The organism is Paenibacillus sp. Soil750, assembly GCF_001428045.1.
Taxonomy (GTDB): domain Bacteria; phylum Bacillota; class Bacilli; order Paenibacillales; family NBRC-103111; genus Paenibacillus_E; species Paenibacillus_E allorhizoplanae.
In genome coordinates this window covers 702,952-722,841 of the sequence record NZ_LMSD01000012.1, presented here as the reverse complement: position 1 = coordinate 722,841, position 19,890 = coordinate 702,952, and the positions used below count along the sequence as shown (strand labels likewise).

General features: G+C 42.1%; 13 protein-coding genes and 1 pseudogene. All 14 read left to right on the top strand.

Annotation, left to right across the window (positions count from 1 at the left end):
* Positions 1-197: 197 nt before the first annotated feature.
* The 14 genes and pseudogenes from ASL11_RS35860 (at position 198) to ASL11_RS15115 (ending at position 19,719) form a co-directional block, all read left to right on the top strand.
* Positions 198-1,455 (top strand): annotated as a pseudogene (locus ASL11_RS35860) (glycoside hydrolase family 32 protein).
* 145 nt (positions 1,456-1,600) lie between these two features.
* Positions 1,601-3,193: a spore germination protein gene (locus ASL11_RS15175; protein WP_056615659.1), complete on the top strand. Its 1,593-nt coding sequence runs from the start codon at positions 1,601-1,603 to the stop codon at positions 3,191-3,193.
* Between the two features lie 50 nt (positions 3,194-3,243).
* Positions 3,244-4,455, top strand: coding sequence for a Ger(x)C family spore germination protein (locus tag ASL11_RS15170; RefSeq protein ID WP_056615656.1), 1,212 nt, complete (start codon positions 3,244-3,246; stop codon positions 4,453-4,455).
* A gap of 15 nt (positions 4,456-4,470) precedes the next feature.
* Entirely contained in the window at positions 4,471-5,562 is a 1,092-nt protein-coding gene (locus tag ASL11_RS15165; protein WP_056615653.1) for a GerAB/ArcD/ProY family transporter, read from the top strand.
* 95 nt (positions 5,563-5,657) lie between these two features.
* Complete coding sequence (locus ASL11_RS15160; RefSeq protein WP_056615650.1) at positions 5,658-6,662, top strand: LacI family DNA-binding transcriptional regulator; 1,005 nt, start codon at positions 5,658-5,660, stop codon at positions 6,660-6,662.
* A gap of 86 nt (positions 6,663-6,748) precedes the next feature.
* Positions 6,749-7,663 carry an ABC transporter permease gene (locus tag ASL11_RS15155; RefSeq protein ID WP_056615647.1) on the top strand — a complete coding sequence of 305 codons (915 nt, stop codon included), beginning with the start codon at positions 6,749-6,751 and terminating at the stop codon, positions 7,661-7,663.
* A 12-nt stretch (positions 7,664-7,675) separates the two neighbouring features.
* Positions 7,676-8,572, top strand: a complete 897-nt coding sequence (locus ASL11_RS15150; protein WP_157256930.1) for a carbohydrate ABC transporter permease — start codon at positions 7,676-7,678, stop codon at positions 8,570-8,572.
* A gap of 117 nt (positions 8,573-8,689) precedes the next feature.
* The gene (locus tag ASL11_RS15145) at positions 8,690-10,348 is read left to right on the top strand and encodes an extracellular solute-binding protein (RefSeq protein ID WP_056615641.1); all 1,659 of its coding nucleotides are present in this window, start codon (positions 8,690-8,692) and stop codon (positions 10,346-10,348) included.
* 24 nt (positions 10,349-10,372) lie between these two features.
* Positions 10,373-12,616 carry a GH32 C-terminal domain-containing protein gene (locus ASL11_RS15140; protein ID WP_056615639.1) on the top strand — a complete coding sequence of 748 codons (2,244 nt, stop codon included), beginning with the start codon at positions 10,373-10,375 and terminating at the stop codon, positions 12,614-12,616.
* A gap of 36 nt (positions 12,617-12,652) precedes the next feature.
* Complete coding sequence (locus ASL11_RS15135; protein ID WP_056615635.1) at positions 12,653-13,621, top strand: carbohydrate kinase family protein; 969 nt, start codon at positions 12,653-12,655, stop codon at positions 13,619-13,621.
* Complete coding sequence (locus ASL11_RS15130) at positions 13,608-15,083, top strand: glycoside hydrolase family 32 protein (protein ID WP_056615632.1); 1,476 nt, start codon at positions 13,608-13,610, stop codon at positions 15,081-15,083. Before ASL11_RS15135 ends, ASL11_RS15130 begins: the two co-directional genes overlap by 14 nt.
* Before the next feature lie 194 nt (positions 15,084-15,277).
* On the top strand, positions 15,278-16,285 hold the full coding sequence (locus ASL11_RS15125; protein WP_056615629.1) for a substrate-binding domain-containing protein: 1,008 nt from the start codon (positions 15,278-15,280) through the stop codon (positions 16,283-16,285).
* Positions 16,286-16,323: 38 nt separating this feature from the next.
* Positions 16,324-17,928 carry a response regulator gene (locus ASL11_RS15120; RefSeq protein WP_056615626.1) on the top strand — a complete coding sequence of 535 codons (1,605 nt, stop codon included), beginning with the start codon at positions 16,324-16,326 and terminating at the stop codon, positions 17,926-17,928.
* Positions 17,929-17,940: 12 nt separating this feature from the next.
* Positions 17,941-19,719: a sensor histidine kinase gene (locus ASL11_RS15115; protein ID WP_056615624.1), complete on the top strand. Its 1,779-nt coding sequence runs from the start codon at positions 17,941-17,943 to the stop codon at positions 19,717-19,719.
* Positions 19,720-19,890: the final 171 nt, after the last annotated feature.

The window sequence follows — 19,890 nt, the reverse complement described above, 5'->3', positions numbered from 1 at the left end:
CATTATTCAGAAAGCAATAAGAAGAACGAAGCCAACTCATCAATAAATGACTCTTCCATTTGGCCAATTTTATAAATTATAAGAAAGCAGCAAAACGAACAGGTGTAGTTATGATTTGTTTCATTATTTTGATGACGATAGGGTTAGTGGTACATTATTCAGAAAGCAATAAGAAGAACGAAGCCATCGACACAGTTATGCCAACGTATCGAGCTAGTTATCATTTCACTACGCCWGACAAATGGAAAAACGACCCACAGCGGCCGATTTATTTGGATGGAAAGTATCATTACTATTATCTCTATAATCATGATTATCCGAACGGAAATGGAACCGAATGGCGGCATGCGACATCAACGGATTTGGTGCATTGGAAAGATGAAGGGGTGGCCATTCCTAAATATACAACCAGTAATGGCGATCCATGGAGCGGATCAGTCGTTGTGGACGAGAATAATACGGCAGGCTTTGGAAAAGAAGCGCTTGTAGGGGGAAGCATCGACATTGAGCGCTATATTACGCACCGTGCCTCCTTCGGTGGCCATTCCTAAATATACAACCAGTAATGGCGATCCATGGAGCGGATCAGTCGTTGTGGACGAGAATAATACGGCAGGCTTTGGAAAAGAAGCGCTGTTAGCGATCGTGACACAGCCGTCTGCAGAAGGCGGGAAGCAGGAACAATATCTGTGGTACAGCACGGACAAAGGAAAAAMATTTACTTCTTATCGTGACGATCCCATTATTCCGAATCCGGGTACAAAAGATTTTAGAGACCCGAAAATCATCTGGGATTATCCCCATAATACGCCAACTCTTCAAGAAGGGTTTAACGGAACGGATTCGATTGTTCGTCAAATTAACTTAAAACATGATGGCGATACGTATCGTTTGGTTTCACAACCCCATTGAAGCATTGAATCAATTGACAAGTACAACGGATTCGTTGAAACAAATAGAGGTTAATGGCTCTAAAACTCTTCATGTAACAGGCGATGCATACCAGCTTGAGACAGATATATCGTGGTCATAGATCAAAAATGTAGGATTGAGACTTCGAGAATCAACAGACAAAAACCGCCATGTAGATGTAGGTGTTTTTGCAGAGGGAAGGTACTCTTATGTCAACAGAGCTTTTACAGGTCAGCCTGACCTGAGTGGTAAATATGTTGAAAGCAGGGCCCCCTTTGATGTGAGTAAGAAGCACGTTCACTTAAAGATTCTCGTCGATAAAACAGTAAATATGTTGAAAGCAGGGCCCCCTTTGATGTGAGTAAGAAGCACGTTCACTTAAAGATTCTCGTCGATAAAACAAGCATTGAAGTCTTTATAGATGATGGAACCATCGTTTTTTCCAATGGAATTTTCCCAGAATTAAACGATCAAGGGATTACCCTTTTTTCGGAAGGAGGCACCGCGATCTTTCATAATGTTGTAATCAAGCACTTCAACTAGCCAAAGAAGATTATCTCATTAAGGGCTGCGTAAATCGCGGTTACGGGTATCTTTGTATGTTTATGGTGGTTCGATGAAGGTATATCTCTTGGAACCTAAGGCGAAAATGAATGGTATTATATGGCATACTTGGTGAGGCTATCGGATGAACAGACTTTTACAGAGATTTACTCGGAAATATAATGAGGGCTCACAACAGGATACTCAAGCAAAAAGCAAACAAATCGAACCCCTTTCCAATAGCTTACAGAAAAATATCAAGAATTTATCTGCGTTAACCGGTAACAGCTCAGATGTTGTCATCCGTACATTTCAAGGGGCTAATAGTTTACCTATGGCTATTGTGTATATAAGCGGTTTAACCGATACTGTGGTCATTAACGATCACATCTTGAATCCGATTATGTCGGATGCAGAAGTAAATGAAGCTCAACAGAGAAATTCATCCGATTCTTTGACGGTTATTAAAGACCAAATTCTTACTGTTAGTTCCACAAAAACGGTGAGTAATATAGATGAACTCATGTCTTCTCTATACAGCGGATCTACCGTTATTCTCGCAGAGGGCTGGGATCAAGGCATTTCCGCAAATTCAGCTAAATGGATGCAAAGGGGGGTAGAGGAACCCTCATCTCAATCTGTTATTCGCGGACCCAAAGATGGATTCACCGAGGATATTAGCACGAATATAGCATTACTTCGGCGCAGAATCAAAAGTCCGAATCTATGGAAAATCGACAGGCGAATCGGAAATGTGACCCAAACAGATGTTAGTGTGATGTATCTGAAAGGGACCGCCGATGATTTAGTCGTGAATGAAGTGCTTCGAAGGCTGGATCGCATCGAAATAGACGGCATACTGGAAAGTGGCTATTTGGAAGAATTTATTCAGGATCAAACCTTTACTCCGTTTCCAACAATTATTAACACGGAACGCCCCGATACGGTTGCGGGTTCTATCTTAGAAGGGCAGGTTGCTGTTCTGGTGGATGGAACACCCTTTGTTCTGGTTCTGCCAATCACCTTTCTTAAGTTCTTTTTGGCCAGCGAAGACTATTATCAAAGATTCGATATTTCTTCAGTTTTGCGAATTTTGCGCTTCTTTGCGTTTACCATATCTATGATTCTGCCCTCCTTATATATTGCAATTACGACTTTTCATCAAGAAATGTTACCGAGAACTCTCTTGGTCAGTCTTGCTGCACAAAGGGAAGGAATTCCTTTTCCAGCGTTCTTTGAAGCTCTATTGATGGAGTTAACATTTGAGGTGTTAAGGGAAGCAGGGGTTCGAATGCCTAGAGCTATCGGTTCTGCAATTTCCATCGTTGGAGCTCTTGTTTTGGGACAGGCAGCAGTTGAAGCTGGACTAGTCTCGGCAGCCATGGTGATCGTGGTAGCTTTTACGGCGATCTCTAGCTTCGTCGTTCCAGCTTTTAATATCTCAATTGCCGCCCGATTGATTCGGTTTATACTGATGGTTCTTGCCGGAGTTTTAGGGTTGTTCGGGATTATGTCGGGGCTCTTTTTTCTATTGCTCCATATGTTGTCTCTACGCTCTTTCGGAGTTCCTTACATGGCACCCATAGCACCTTTTATACCAAGCAACTTAAAAGATACGGTGATCAGGGTGCCTTGGTGGATGATGGTAACTAGACCGCGTCTATTTGCTAAGAATAATTATGTGCGCCAACAAGCAAACTTACGTCCGGAGCCCTCTGATAAGGAGGGAAAAAAGTAATTGTCTGTCATTCATACGGGTGGGAAACGGACATCAAGGGGGATTAGGAAGTGAAACGATGGATAATCCTGCTGTTGATCACTTTTATGCTAGTCGTTAATAGTGGCTGTTCGAACCATATCGAACTAAACAAATTGGGGATTATCAGTGCAATAGCCTTTGATTTAGATGAAAGTAATCAATGGGTATTAACCTTTCAAATTATCATACCAAAGTCAATTCAGAGTAAGTCCGGCGGAGGCAGCTCCCAATCTCCGGTTACTGTCTTTTCATCGAAGGGGAAGACCATACAGGAGGCCATTCAAAAGAGTGATTTAGAGGCTCCTCGTCACCTCTTTTTCTCCCATACTCAGGTCATTATTATCAGCCAACGTGTTGCTAGATATGGTGTCAATCAAATAGTAGACGCGTACTTGAGAAGTTACGAATCAAGGGAAAATACGAATGTTCTCCTTTCGGAGGGAGACGCAAAGAATGTACTTGAGATCCTTACTCCATTAGAATCCATTCCCGGAAACGCGATTTCCAATTTGGTAGGTGAACAAGCAGATTTAACCAACTTAGTCCCATCTAAAATGCACGAACTCATTTCCACAATGACAAATCCTACCGCTAGCTCTACAGTGCCAGAAATCAAAATCACAGGTCAGCGAGAGGGACAAAATTCTTTAGACGCACTCAAAGAAACGCGTAAATCCACCGTATTGAAATTGGATAGAGTCGGGGTATTTAAGGAAGATAAATTTGCAGGATGGTTAAGCCGTAATGAAAGCTTCGGAATCCCTTGGATAACGAATCAGATAAAGAAAATGACCATCGTTTTTTCTTGTGAAGGGGAGACGCTCAGTGAGAATCTTTCCTCCTTTTTGGTTGACAAATCCCACACCAACTTAAAACCGAAAATTTCGGATGGTAACTTGTTCATGACAGTAGAAATTGAAGCCAAAGGGAATCTGAATGAAACGGCATGTAATCTGAAACTGAAAGAGCCTAAAACCTTACATAAACTCGAGACATATATCCAGGAAGAAATAAAAAATGATGTGGAAGACTCCTTTCAAGCCGTGAAAAAGATGAAAGCGGACATACTGGGCTTCGGTGACAAATTCCACAAGTCTTACCCGCAAGACTGGAAAGAACTGAGTAAGAACTGGGAGAAAGAGTTCGCTGTGATCAGCTTGGACGTTAAAGTTCACGTAACAATTCGACGAACCGGAATGATTAATGACTCCTTTTCCAAGTTATCCGGCAAAAAAGAATAAGAAAGGAGGCTTCGTATGGCGCGGATCAGCAAATATCAGTTAGGTGCGATGATTATCTTATTTCAAATTGGAAGCACGCCATTATTTGAAATAGGAATCAAAACTGGTCAAGACGCTTGGTTGGTGGTAGTAATTAGTATGTTGCTAGGATTACTGCTGCTTTTTCTTTTTTTGGCGATCCAGTGCAGGGAACCTGAAAAAAATTTAAGCCAGTTATTGATTACTTATTTCGGTTCATTTGTGGGAAAGACCGTCTTATTCCTCTATGCCCTAATGTTTGCTTACGAAGCCATGCGAAATGTACGTGACTTTGGTGATCTTACGCTCTTGACTATTCTTCCTAAGGGTCCTATTTCAATCATTATGCTGATTATGGTGACTTTGTCGATTTATGCGATATACAAGGGAATAGAAGTTTTCTTTCGGTTGGCCGAATATATTGTAATGGGTGTGCTGGCTTTTTATTTTATTATACTTAGTATGCACTTTGTATCGGGTGTTGTTCATTTTGCTCATCTCCTTCCTATTATGGAAAAAGGGATTCAACCTATATTAAAAGAAAGTATAACTGAGTCCGTCTGGTTTCCATTTGGTCAAATGGTGATTTTTCTCATGTTCTGGAGTTATTTAAACGAGAAGAAAGAGCTGACAAAAACAACGATTCGATCTTTTTTTGTCTCTGGGCTTGTTATCATTCTCTGCAACATCATGAACCTGATCGTTCTGGGTCCGCGATTAGCTAACATAAGTACAGTACCCTTATTACAATCCGTACAACTGATTCAGATCGCAGAAGTATTTGAGCGTTTCGATGCACTGGTTATCTTACTTTTTTATGCTGGGATATTAATCAAAGCGACATTATGGTTTTTGGCCACCGTACTTGGGCTATCTCAACTGTTTCATACGGATTATCGAAGGTTTGCTCTTCCAGTCGGGGGTCTTATTTATATAACAGCTCTTCTGCCGACAAGTTGGCAGTCGCATTTAGAGATCGGGAAAATCGTGGCGAATCAATTTATGGTCAACAAGATTTTCATTGGAATCATACCGTCCATTCTTTTTCTCGTTATGTTAATGAAAGGCCGAGGAAACAAACCGCTATAAATCCCTGTAAAAAACATTGACAACTTAAATAAAGGAAACCTATAATTGAGAAAGCGGTTGCGTAAACGTTTTTATGAGAAATGAGGGCAATTATTATGCGTTCCGGTATTAAGCAGGTAGCCGAACATGCTGGTGTTTCAATAGCATCTGTGTCTCATGTTATTAATAACACCCGCTATGTATCGGATGAAGTTAAGCGAAAGGTTTACCAAGCGATGGAAGAGCTTGATTACCGTCCCAATTCAGCAGCCAGAAGTTTGCGCAGCCAGAAATCTAACACTATCGGCCTTATTGTGCCGGTACTTCCCTCGGATACCTCTAATTTCTTCTTTATGATGGTAGCGCAGGGGATTCAGTATACATTGAAGCAGCACGGGTATCATTTACTGCTGAGCAACAATACAACGGAACAAATTGAAGATGAACAAGAACAGATTAAATTGTTTAATTCCAAGCTGATTGACGGTTTGTTCATTGCTTCTATTGCTGAAGATGTCAGTTATTTAACCGATATCGTACGTTCGAATTATCCCGTCGTGTTTATCGACCGTAAACCTACCGGTTATAATGGGGATAGTGTACTGGCTGACGGCATCGGAGGCGCTTATGAGGCAGTCCAAACCCTTATTATAAAAGGCCACCGTCGAATAGGGATGCTAACCGGGGAACTTGGTATTACAACGAGCAATGAGCGCTATGAGGGATATAAAAAAGCATTAGCAGATCACGACATTCCATTTGATTCTTCCATTGTGAGGATAGCGGAATCCAATCTTGAGAGCGGTTACGAGAGTATGAAAGATCTGCTTGCAGAACAGGAAATAACTGCGCTGTTCATTGCTAATAATGTGTTAACAATGGGCGCCATGAAATACATGCAAGAAAGACGGATTCAAATCCCGGCCGAACTGGCCATTATTGGCTTTGACGATTATGATTGGACTCAGATTACTACCCCGCCGTTGTCGGTTATCCGGCAGCCTTCTTATGAGATTGGTGTGAAGTCGGCAGAGATCATGTTAGAGCGGATTGAGAACCCAGGTTCGCTTGGCAAAGAATACAGACTGCCAACTGCGTTAATCCTGCGAGGCTCTTGTTAAAAGCTGATCCGGCTTTTTTTTGACTATTAGAAAAACGTTTACGTAAACGATTTCCCGATAAAAAGAAAGGGGTTGCACCATTTAAAATGAGCATATTCAAAGAACCTCTCAAACAGATCAAAGCCAACTACGAGCTGTATCTTCTCATTTTGCCAACTGTGATTTATTTCATTATTTTTAAATATTGGCCGATGTACGGGGTCCAAATTGCATTTAAGGATTTCATCGCTTCCAAGGGATTCTGGGGAAGTCCCTGGGTAGGATTGACGCATTTTCAACGGTTCTTCGATTCTTTTAACTTCTGGACGGTCATTGAGAATACATTAGGACTTAGTCTTTTCTCGTTAGTGGTTTCATTCCCAGTACCGATTCTTATTGCACTGATGCTTAATCAGCTGCTCCACGAAAGGTATAAACGTTTTATTCAAACGGTCATTTATGCTCCTTATTTTATCTCTACCGTAGTGCTTGTTGGTATGATGTATGTTTTCTTATCACCTGGAAGCGGGCTCATCAATCACATTATTCAACTGTTTGGCGTTGAGCCAATCTACTTTTTATCTAAGGCAGAATGGTTTAAAAGCCTGTATGTCTTCTCTGGCGTTTGGCAAGAAACAGGATTTGCTTCAGTTATCTATTTAGCAGCATTAGCCGGTATCGATCCGCATCTTCATGAAGCGGCGGTCGTGGACGGAGCAACGAAATGGCACCGGATTTGGCATATTGATATCCCGGGGATTCAGCCGACAATTCTCATTTTGTTCATATTGGCGATCGGGAATCTTATGAATGTTGGATTTGAAAAAGCGTTTCTCATGCAAAATGATCTAAACGCCAGTTCATCTGAGATTATCGCTACGTATGTGTACAAAATTGGTCTGCAGCGAGCGGAATACAGCTTCTCCGCAGCAGTTGGTTTGTTCAATTCCTTGATTAATTTCGTCCTTCTGGTCTCCGTTAACCGTTTTGTCAAAAAAATAAACGGCAGTGGGCTATTTTAAAAGAGAGGAGGCATTCGCCTTATGATTACAGCAAAAAGCACTGCTGATAAATGGTTCGACGTTTTAAACATTCTAGTATTGAGTGGCTTTGCGCTGCTCATATTGTATCCGCTATATTTCGTAGTTATAGCTTCCGTCAGTGAGCCCGATCATATTTATGCCGGCCAAGTGTGGATTTGGCCCAAAGGTTTTACGCTTGAAGGTTACAGCAGAATTTTATCGGATCCCCAGATCTGGACAGGATATGGAAATTCTATTATCTATGCAGCCGCAAGCGCGCTGATCAGTGTTGCTCTAACGATAGGAGCCGCATATCCGCTTTCTCGTAAGGATTTTTATGGGCGTAATGTGTTTATGCTGTTTTTTGTATTTACGATGTTTTTCTCTGGCGGCTTAATTCCTACCTATTTGTTGGTCAAAAAGCTGGGTATGGTGGATACGATTTGGTCAGTCATTTTGCCATCAGCCGTGGATGCATTCGGAATTATTATTGCCCGGACGTTCTTCCAATCCACCATACCGGATGAACTTAGGGAAGCGGCATTCATGGATGGCTGCAAGAATACACGATTTCTTTGGAGTATAGTAATTCCTTTATCCAAACCGATCATTGCTGTGCTAGTGCTGTTTGCGGTTGTTCGGCAGTGGAACGGATTCTTTGATGCATTAATTTATTTGGAAAATGAAAAACTGTATCCTCTTCAGCTAGTTTTGCGTAATATTCTGGTCCAAAGCCAGCCAATCGGCGACATGGTGTCGGATATTGACTCACTTTTAGCTAAACAAAGGGTTTCGGAACTAATTAAATATGGGGTTATTCTCATTGCAGCAGGACCATTGCTCATTTTATACCCATTCTTGCAGCGCTACTTCGTTAAAGGTGTTCTAATTGGATCTGTAAAAGGTTAGAGATGCGAAGGCAAGCATTAGAGGAGGTGGTGGCGGTCTTGCGGTGATATTAAAAGAGTGCATCTAAGGATCAGTCATAAATCTTAACGGTTACATATAAAGAGGAGGGTATCGAGAATGAAGAAAAAATTAACGACAATAACGATGGTGACGATGAGTTTGAGTCTGGTGCTGGCAGCATGCAGTGACAAAACGCCTGAGGTAAAAGATACGGTAGCCCCGCAAAACAGCGAGAAAGCGGCAGCCAAGAACTTTAACGAAAGCGGTTACCCGATCGTAAAAGATAAAGTAACAGTGAAAATGGTATCGCCGAAAGCGCCGCTTGCACCGAATTACGGAGAGATGGAGATCTTCAAACGTCTGGAAGAACAGACCAACGTGCATGTGGAATGGGATAATGTGCCGGAAGCGAACTACAACGATAAGAAGAACATTTTGCTTGCCAGCTCCAACTTACCAGATGTCTTCTACGGTGCTCGATTCACAGATAACGATTTGATGAAATACAGCAAAGACGGCACGATTATTCCTCTGAATGACCTTATCGATAAGTATATGCCTAACGTGAAGAAGCTGTTTGAAAAAAGACCGGAGCTGAAAGCGTTCGTTACTGCCCCCGACGGGAAAATTTACTCCCTTCCTGTGGCGGAAGAGCTGGGCAAAGGGCAAGCTGGCATCGGTTCGAATCCGGATTTTCTCTTCTTGAACAAAGCATGGCTGGATAAGCTGAGTTTGAAGATGCCTGCGAGCATTGAAGAGCTGCATGATGTGCTTAGCGCTTTTAAAACGAAAGACCCTAATGGTAACGGTAAAGCCGATGAAGTGCCGATGTCTTTTATGAATACCTTCTGGACCGGCGATATCGGTTATTTATTCGGAGCTTTCGGAGTTCCTGACAAAACGTATCAGCCTGGCGATAACTCGTTTATTGAACACTTGAATGTGAAAGACGGCAAAGTGAATTATGCGGCAACCGATCCCAAATACAAAGAAGCAGTCTCCTATTTTCACAAATGGGTTGAAGAGGGCCTCATTGATAAAGATTCCTTTACTTTCAACAACAATCCGGCTCCTTACTTTGCAAAAGGAAAAACGAAGGATGTTACGCTAGGCTCCTACCTCTGGTGGGAAGAGACGGAAATTGTCGGACCGGACCGCGCCAAGGATTATGCGCTCGTACCGCCTTTCAAGGGCATGGTCGTGAAATATAATAATGGCTCTCCTTGGAGTCGTGGAGGTCCTGTCATCACGAAAGTGAACAAAAATCCTGAAATCACAGCAAGATGGCTAGATCTGCAATATGAGCCGAAGATGGCTGCGCAGCTTCATTGGGGACCGATTGGCGTTGCATTCGATGAAAAAGACGGCAAACTTGTACAGAAACCACTTGATGCAGGGGTAGCCGCAGGCGAATTCCGTCAAAAGGTTGCGCCGAACATGACGGGTGTTATCTTGGCTGAGGATTTCCAAAACCTCGTCGCTCCCGAGCCTCGCGCATTGGAAAGAATGAATCGCATCAAGGATACCTTCGTTCCTCAGATGGAAAAAGAGAATTACCCGAGTATTTTCTTTACGCCGGAGGAGCTGGATAAAATCGGTAAAATTAAACCTGATCTTGCCAAGCTGACCAATGAAAAACGCTCCAAATGGTTGATGGAAGGCGGCGTAGAGAAGGAATGGGATTCTTACTTAACGACGCTAAAGAAAATGGGATTAGATGATTTGTTGAAAATCTATCAAGACGCATTGGACCGCTACAACAAAGCGTCCAAGTAATGAGAAATCAGGAGGTATCCAACCATGGAACCTATTGCCTATTGGTCCTTCGATGAGGGGCAGGGGTGTATAGCGCATGAGCGAAGTACGAGTAGTTGGGATCAAATTCATTATGCGCTTGCCAAAGGCCGGTTTCAGCCTCCGCAAGATCCGGTTTGGCGGAAAGGCATTCGCGGATATGCCCTGTTATTTGATGGTTATTCAACATGGCTGCAGCGCTCAGTAGACCAAAGTCCAAGGTTGTCGAAATCGTTGACGATTACCACTTGGATAGCTCCACGCAGCTATGACTTCGGAGATGAGCAGCGCCTAGCAGCGGTCGTGAATCAACATGACAGAGAACGCTGCGAGGGTTATGTATTTGGATTATCCCGTCATGGGTCTTGGTCACTCCAGCTAGCGTTAGGCAAAGAGTGGGTGGAGCTCTGGTGCTATGATCACCCGATCCCTAAGGGAGCGTGGTCCTTTGTCTCTGCTACGTACGAAGCTTTAACAGGTCTTATGAAGCTATATTTAAATGGTTGTAAGGTTGCCGAAAAGCAGCTTTCAAAGAAGGATATAGGGATTACTGCAAGTACGGAAGATTTGTTAATAGGACGAAATAATAAAGGGGTTATCTTAGCAGAAGCCTTTACTATGAATATGTTCGACGGATTGATGGATGAGCTTCGTCTCTATGATCTTTCGATGTCTGAGGAGGATATCGCAAGATCATACCGGGATTATTTAAGCGAACACGGCGGGGTTGTACCAGCTATTCCTTACGAACATCTGGCCATTCATAGAGCTAACTTTGCTCAGGATCGGCATCGTCCGCAGTACCATTTGACTTCACCGGGTCATTGGATGAATGAACCGCATGCGCCTATTTATTTTAATGGGCTCTATCACTTGTTTTACCAGTTCAATCCGAATGGCCCTTTCTGGCATTATATCCATTGGGGACATTGGGTGAGTGAGGATTTGGTTCATTGGCGAGATCTTCCGGTTGCTTTAGCGCCAGAGCCCGGTATAGATCCGGACGGGATCTGGTCAGGCAGTGCGGCGTATGATGAAAATGGATATCCGACCTTATTTTATACAGCAGGGAATTACGCTTATTCTCCAAATCAATCGGTAGGTCTGGCTTATACGACTTATCCGCAGGATGGGGATCTAGATTTGAAAAAATGGGTGAAACATTCTGAGCCAATTGTTGTTCAGAAGCCTGGAATAGGATACTTTGGTGAATTCCGGGATCCCTTTGTTTGGAAAGAAAATGATACATGGATTATGCTCGTCGGTACGGGAATTGAGGGGAAAGGCGGTACCGCGATGGTCTACCGCTCAGAGAACTTAACCGATTGGGAGTTAGAAGGTCCCCTGTATGTAAGCAATTACGAGCAATACCCCTACCTTGGGGTTGTATGGGAGCTTCCTGTACTGCTGCCGTTAAAGCGTGATGGCCAGGAAACAGGTAAACATATTTTGCTAATAAGCCCATGGGGGCCAGAAGCAAAAGTAGAAGTGAATTATTGGATAGGAGAGTGGGATAGCAGCCGTTTCCACTTTATCCCTGATCATGAAGAACCAAGGCTCATGGATGTAGGTGATTTCCATTTCACTGGCCCAAGCGGCATGGTTGATCCTGTAACAGGAAGATCGCTGCTGTTTACGATTGCTCAAGGTGAGCGAACACCAGAAATCGATTACGATTGTGGTTGGTCGCACGGTGCCGGCATGCCGATCAGTTTGACTATGCGGGAGGATGGGCAGCTCGGGATTGAACCTTTCGAGGAGATGCGTCAACTCCGGGGCGCGCAGCTTCTGAACTTACAAAATGTTAGGTTAGATGAAGCCAATGAGTGCTTGCAGCACATACGGAATGATTCATTTGAGATCGAGCTAACCTTTGGTCCAGGAGCCGTGCACCAATATGGAATTTCGGTCAGACGAACACCGGATGGGGAAGAGGAGACGGTTCTATTCTATGATCAGGATCGCGAGCGGCTTGGCGTGAATCGTAATAAATCAACGTTAGATGTGCGTGAACGAACGACAGGCATTCAAGAGGGTTTGCTTGAACTCCATGGAGAACCACTGAATTTGCGGGTGTTTGTTGATCGTTCATTAATCGAGGCTTACGCTAACGGGCAAAAATCCTTAACGACACGCGCCTACCCATCTAGGTTGGACGCGTTAGGTTTACTTTTGCATGGGGAGCGAGACATTCGAATCATATCCATGCAAATGTGGGAGATCAAACCGGCATTTCAAGTGTCGGTGTAGAAAAAAGGAAGAGCATATCGGGAGGTAGAGAGAGCGATGTATGATATCGTTGCATTAGGTGAGGTGTTAATCGACTTCACACCAGCTGGGCAGTCAGATTTAGGATATGTTTTATTTGAACGCAATCCAGGAGGCGCGCCAGCCAATGTGCTGGCTGCATTAGCCAAGTGGGGCAAACGGACTGGCTTCATCAGTAAAGTAGGAGCTGACAATCACGGACAGTTTCTAGTGGATACGCTAGAAAATTGCGGTATTCATACGCAGGGCGTAGTAATGAGCAAGGAAGCAAATACGACGCTGGCTTTTGTTCAATTAGATGCAAGTGGCGACCGTTCCTTTAGCTTTTATCGTAAACCGGGAGCTGATACCCTGCTAGCAGAAGATGAAGTACGCTTGGATTTAATCGCAGATTCAAAGTTGTTTCACTTTGGTTCGTTGTCTATGACGAATGAACCCTCAGCTTCCGCGACAAAGAAAGCACTCCTTTTCGCCAAGGAAAATGGCTGCAAGATATCGTTTGACCCTAATTTGCGAATTCCGCTTTGGGACGATTTGGAACACGCCAAACGTATGATGGAGTTTGGGTTGGCTTATGCTGACTTCGTGAAATTATCCGAAGAAGAGCTCATATTCCTAACGGGTGTTACGGATCTTGAAGAGGGATCACGCATGCTATATGAGACCTTTGGTACTTCGGTCATCTTAATAACACTAGCAGAAAAAGGAGCTTTCTACCGCTTGGGTCAAAGAACGGGAAGCGTTCGTGGATATGCAGTAGATGCCATAGATGCTACAGGTGCGGGCGACGCGTTTTTTGGCGGTTTTCTTCACGGATGGCTGGATGCAAATCATGACGTTCACACCATGAGCGAATCTGACATTCAGGGCTTGATCACCTTCGCCAATGCAGCAGGTGCCTTAACCACGACCCGAAGAGGTGCCATCCCGGCGATTCCAAGTCTAGACGAGATACGAAAGGTGACGAAGATTCATGATAACAGCTAACAATCAAACACAATTCCGGCCGCAGCTTCATTTCTCACCGAAAGATCAGTGGATGAATGATCCGAATGGGATGGTGTTTTATGAGGGGGAGTATCATCTTTTCTATCAATACCACCCCGAAAGTACGGTTTGGGGACCTATGCATTGGGGTCACGCTGTCAGTCAGGATCTGGTTCATTGGGAGCATCTTCCTATCGCGCTTGCTCCTGATGAACATGGCGCTATTTTTTCAGGAAGCGCAGTGGTAGATAAGCATGATACGAGCGGATTTTTTGCTGGAAAATCGGGTCTTGTCGCTATTTTCACGCATCATGATACGATACCAGGGACGGATCAAATTAGGCAAAGACAGAGTCTTGCGTTCAGTATGGATCGCGGGCGCACATGGACGAAATATGCAAATAACCCTGTACTTACGGAGGAAGCTCTTCCTGATTTCCGAGATCCCAAAGTATTTTGGTACGTACCTGGGCAAAGCTGGGTAATGGTCATTGCTGCGGGTGACTACGTTCGATTCTACAAATCACCGAATTTGAAAGAATGGACATATACGGGTCAATTTGGATTAGGGCAAGGCTCGCATGACGGCGTTTGGGAGTGTCCGGATTTATTCGAGTTGCCTGTCGACAAGGACGTCAACAACACGAGATGGGTGCTTATTGTTAGTATTGGAGAAGATGTTAACTTTCCTGAAGGATCCCGTACGCAGTATTTTATTGGGGCTTTTAATGGGGACACTTTTGTTCCTGAGGAATGTCCTGCCCCCCTACTTTGGCTGGATCACGGGAGAGACAACTATGCAGGCGTTACATGGTCAGATGTGCCTGAACAGCAGGGAAGGCGTCTGTTTATCGGGTGGATGAACAATTGGAAATATGCCAACATCATTCCAACTGCCAATTGGAGAGGGGCGATGACGCTTCCTAGAGAGCTAACACTTGCGACAGAATCAGAGGGAGTCCGACTCCATCAGAATCCGATCCGCGAGCTGGAGGCTAAGAGGCGGAATAAAGTGGATCGAACAGCATTCGAGCTGAGCAATTCCGAAATAACAATAACTGACGGCGATTTATTTGAAATTATTGCTGAATTTGAAATTGGCGATGCCTTAGATTTTGGTTTGAAGCTAAGGTCCTCCGAGACAGAAGAAACGGTTGTAAGCTATGGCGTTCAGGAGCAATTGCTGTATATGGATCGAAGTCGTTCTGGAGTTACCGATTTTCATGAACATTTTGCATGCAAGCACAGTGTTGTATTGAAACCGGAGAATGGCATTATTAAAATGCATATTTTCGTAGACCGATCGTCCATTGAAGTTTTTGCAAATGATGGGAAGCGTGTCATGACAGATCAAATTTTCCCATTATCAACACTAGCAGAAATAAAAATGTACGCGAAAGACGGTACTGTTAGAGTGAAATCATTAACGATTTACACACTTAATTCCATATTGCTTGATTAGTATTTTTTATGAGAAGAAAGTGCTGCGGATAAGATTGCAAGAACCCCCTTACGGATGAAGGGGGTTTTGTTTACGAAGTACTTCGATAGAAGTTTTTCTCAATCAGAGTCTTAGAAAACTTAGCATCATCCTTTATTATTTTTTTAACTGGCAGGTTTCAATTGAAGGTAAATGATTATAGGGGATAGTCTAATATGAAAAGTATTAAAGTAGTATCGTTTATATTAATTGCCGTTGCTTGGGTTACACTTACCGCATGCTCTTCAAGTAAAATAACGGAACCTTCAGAAACATCTGAAGAAACGTTTGCACCTTTAGTAACAGAAAAAGCAGTACCGGCAAAAAAAGAGCAAGAAGTAGTGGTAGGATTTACTTTACAAAATTTAAGTAATCCATTCTTCGTCGCGATGTCCAAAGGTGCTACTGCAGGTGCTATGCTGCATGGTGCTGATGTAATCATAGTAAGTGCAGAAGGTGATTTGGCTAAGCAAACAGCTCAAATAGAGGATTTTATTACAAAAAAAGTAAGTGTAATTCTTCTAAATGCTGTAGATTCCAAAGGTATAGCGGGTGCTGTTAGCCAAGCTAGAGCGGCGGGTATCCCCGTCATTGCAGTTGACGTAGGTGCTGATGGAGGTGTGAACACGGTTGTAACCTCAGATAACTTTCTTGCCGGAAAATTAGCAGGGGAATATATTGTTAAGCGTTTAAATGGAAAAGGAAATGTTGTTGTCATTGATGGTCCTCCTGTATCTGCTGTAACGGATCGTATCAATGGATTTGAAGAAGCAATTAAAGCGACTCCAGGAATTAGGGTAGTTGCTAAACAGAATGGGTTTGGTAACCGTGAAACATCGGTTACATTGATGGAAACCATTTTACAAGTCAAAGGAAAAGGAAAGATTGACGTTGTATTTGCAACGAATGATCCTTCTGGAGTTGGTGCTAAAATTGCTGTTGAACAAGCAGGTCGGGACAAAGAAATGTTTATTGTTGGTGTAGATGGAGCGCCAGATGCCGTTAGTGCGCTTAAAGAAAAGAAAAGCTTCGTTGCAACCTCAGCACAGTATCCGTTTGAAATGATTAAATTGGCAATGGATGAAGGCTTTAAAGTTCTAAAAGGTGAAAAGGTAGAATCGTTAATTAAAATTCCTGTTGACTTGATTACTCAAGATAATGTGGAAACCTACAAAGGTTGGTAATATTCTTTATCAAATTCGAAAGCATAGTGGTGAAATGTATGTATAAGATTATCATTGCGGATGATGAAGATAACGTTAGGGAAGGAATACGAGATAGTTTAAACTGGGATGAGTTGGGATTTGAGGTGGTTGGCGACTTTGAAAATGGTCGTGAGGTGCTCCAGGCCCTTGAACAGATTCAACCTGATGTGGTTTTAACGGATATTAACATGCCGTTGATGGATGGTTTAGAAGTGTCACGCTATCTCTATGAACATTATCCGCAGACAAAAATAATTATTCTTACGGGTTACGATGAATTTGAATATGCTCAGCAAGCATTGAAGCTGAAGGTACATGATTATATCTTAAAGCCGAATACAGCTGATGAATTATGTCAAATCCTCTCCAAAGTAAAGGCGGATCTTGATGATGAGAATCGTAAGGTGGAGGATTTAAGCAAGCTTAAGCAGCAGCTAAGAGAGAGTTTGCCTCTCGTTAGAGAGCGGTTCTTGAATCAGTTGGTTACAGGAGAACTACGTGAAAGCAAGCTAGAGGATAAGCTTGCCTATTTGGATATTGATTTACCGGGAAGCCATTATTTAGTCGCAGTGATTGATGTAGATGATCATGGGGAACTGCAAAGATTTTATCCCGAAAGCGAGAGTGAACTGCTTTATTTTGCAGTGTGTAACATTAGTGGAGAAATTATTACAAGAAAAAAGAAGGGGATCGTGTTCCAAAACAATAATGAAAAAACAATTGTAATCCTCTTTGGCGATAATATGGAAACGCTCAGTGAAGAAGCACTGCAAATTTTCGAAGAGATCAACCTATCGGTAAGAGAGTATCTGAAGTTTACAGTGTCTATTGGTGTGGGAGATATTTGCTCTTCTCTAAATAAAATTCATCATTCTCATAAAAGGGCTTCATTTGCTCTTGATTATCGTTTTTTTCTTGGAAAGAATCGGATCATACATTTTGGCGATATGGAAGGGGGAATGAGTGGAAGAACTCCTTACGATAAACATTGGGAAAGGAAGCTCAACACTACCTTAAAGTCAGGAACTCAGCAAGAGATAGAATTGATCATTGAGAAAATTATTGAAAATCTTAAGGAATCCTATCTGCCTATGAATCGTTGTTATATTCACATACAGCAATTAATCGTCTCGATTTTGGATGTTTTGGATGAGCTTGAGATTCGCGAAACACTTCATAGCACATCTTCCAATCCTTTGACCGAAATTTACGCGTTAAAAACACTTGATGAAGTTGAAGATTGGCTGAAAAATTATTGTTTGCAAACCACAGGTTCCATCCTCGAAACAAGAAACAACTTTTGCAAGATGCAAGCTTTAAAGGCAGAAGAATATATAAAGGAAAATTATGCGGATGCAAAAATTTCCATGGATATGGTTTGTAAGTATCTGGTTCTAAGCACAAGTTACTTTAGCCTTATTTTTAAAAACCATACTGGAGAAACATTCATAAGTTATCTTACTCGGATTCGTGTAGAAAAGGCGAAAGAATTACTTAAATGTACGGATTTGAAGACTTATGAAATCGCAAATCGTATAGGCTATGTTGACCCCCATTATTTCAATTTAATTTTCAAAAAAGCGACGGGTATGACCCCGACTGTATATCGCAGAATGGTGTAAAGGGGCGTAAAAATGGTAAGAAACCGAATCAAGCACTTTTTTCATTTTAAAAGTATCCAGTCAACCATTGCTGTCGCTTTTTCATGCTTAATTGTGGTCACAATTACGGTGATTGCATGGATGTCTTATCACCTTTCTACAGATGCAGTGAAAAAAAATTCGCGGGATTATACCTATCAGCTTATGGGACAAGTAAGCTCGAATATAGATAGTTACATCAATTATATGGACAATATTTCGCGAATGGTTCTTTCCAATTATGATATTAAAGAGTACCTTTTGAAGCAAGTATATCTTGGTGCTATTGGTAAGGAAGACTTGAAACAGAAAATATCCTTCCAATTGAATACTGTGTTGAATACAAGAAAGGATATTTCGTCGATTCTTATATTTGGTACAAATGGGGAGATTATCCCTTACAATGAAAATATTAAACTAAATCCACAAGTGAATCCAACGGTGCAAAGCTGGTATAAGAAGGCAATTGAAGCGAAGGGGAAAGTCGTTATTTCTTCTTCACATGTTCAAAATATGATTCTTAACGACTATAATTCAGTGATATCCTTAAGTCGTGAACTGAGTAGTGATGTCGGGAATGAAAAGCTTGGCGTTCTGCTTGTAGACTTGAACTATAGTGTCATCAACGATATTTGCAATAAGATTAAACTTGGAAATAGGGGATATGTTTTCATTGTGGACGCAAATGGAAACATTGTTTATCACCCTGAACAGCAAATGATTAACAACAATCAGAAAATTGAATTGATCTCTGAAGTTATGCGTACTCCTGGCAGCAGCTTTGTGACTTCAGAAGGTAAAAATAGCCGGATGTACACGATTAAAACATCGCAAAGCACCGGATGGAAAATTGTCGGAGTCACTTATGTGGACGAATTAGTCTCCAATAAGAAAGAGTTGCAAATGTATACTTTTTTTGGAGGTATAGGATTTCTTATCATCGTAGTTTTGCTCTCTATTATTCTATCCTTACGTATTTCAAGGCCCATTAAACATCTTGAAAGTTCGATGAAAGAGGTAGAGAAGGGGAATTTCGACATTCAGGTTGATATTCAAAGCTCCAATGAAATCGGGCACTTAAGTAATCGATTTAATCGAATGACGACAGAGATCAAAGAACTGATGCTGCAAAATGTGAAGGAACAGGAGTTAAAAAGAAAGAGCGAGTTGCAGGTATTACAAGCTCAAATTAATCCTCATTTTCTTTATAATACGTTGGATTCAATTATATGGATGGCAGAGACTGGAAAGTCGAAAGAGGTTATCCTTATGACAGCTTCCTTAGCAAAGTTATTCCGTTTAAGCATTAGTAAAGGACAAGAATTCCTTTCTATTTTTAACGAAATCGAGCATATTAAGAACTATTTGACGATCCAGAAAATGCGGTACAAATCTAAATTGGATTTTGAAATCAATGTGGATAAGAGTATTCTTTCCTGTAAGCTGATCAAGATTATTTTACAGCCTCTAGTAGAAAATGCCATTTATCACGGAATAAGAAATAATGAAGGGAAGGGTAATATTCAAATAACTGGTATACGTAAGGGGGATCGTATTCTTCTTCAGGTCATCGATAATGGAATTGGAATGTCTCCCGAGGAGATCCAAAACATATACCATAAAGATCGTACGACTGCGAAAGGTAGTGGTATCGGCGTGCAAAATGTGGATCAAAGAATCAAGCTCCATTTTGGCGATCTGTATGGGCTGCATTTCGAGAGTGAATTTGGGAAAGGTACTACCGTCAATATTTGGCTGCCAGTCATAGAATAGAAGTAAATATATAGCCCTAGCCTGATTCTTCATAACAGGCCGGGGCTTTTTTGTTCTGTAGAAAAATTTCAACACTTGCAAGAGAATTTTCTATTATTTTTAGTTTTTATCGAATGTATGATGAAGACGAGGAAAAAACAAATATCTACTCATTTAGGGGTTTTATGAAAG

Coding starts and splice junctions, on each gene's coding strand:
- ASL11_RS15125 (WP_056615629.1), top strand. CDS start 15,278: ATGAAAAGTATTAAAGTAGTATCGTTTATATTAATTGCCGTTGCTTGG.
- ASL11_RS15145 (WP_056615641.1), top strand. CDS start 8,690: ATGAAGAAAAAATTAACGACAATAACGATGGTGACGATGAGTTTGAGT.
- ASL11_RS15115 (WP_056615624.1), top strand. CDS start 17,941: ATGGTAAGAAACCGAATCAAGCACTTTTTTCATTTTAAAAGTATCCAG.
- ASL11_RS15155 (WP_056615647.1), top strand. CDS start 6,749: ATGAGCATATTCAAAGAACCTCTCAAACAGATCAAAGCCAACTACGAG.
- ASL11_RS15130 (WP_056615632.1), top strand. CDS start 13,608: ATGATAACAGCTAACAATCAAACACAATTCCGGCCGCAGCTTCATTTC.
- ASL11_RS15140 (WP_056615639.1), top strand. CDS start 10,373: ATGGAACCTATTGCCTATTGGTCCTTCGATGAGGGGCAGGGGTGTATA.
- ASL11_RS15120 (WP_056615626.1), top strand. CDS start 16,324: ATGTATAAGATTATCATTGCGGATGATGAAGATAACGTTAGGGAAGGA.
- ASL11_RS15175 (WP_056615659.1), top strand. CDS start 1,601: ATGAACAGACTTTTACAGAGATTTACTCGGAAATATAATGAGGGCTCA.
- ASL11_RS15160 (WP_056615650.1), top strand. CDS start 5,658: ATGCGTTCCGGTATTAAGCAGGTAGCCGAACATGCTGGTGTTTCAATA.
- ASL11_RS15165 (WP_056615653.1), top strand. CDS start 4,471: ATGGCGCGGATCAGCAAATATCAGTTAGGTGCGATGATTATCTTATTT.
- ASL11_RS15135 (WP_056615635.1), top strand. CDS start 12,653: ATGTATGATATCGTTGCATTAGGTGAGGTGTTAATCGACTTCACACCA.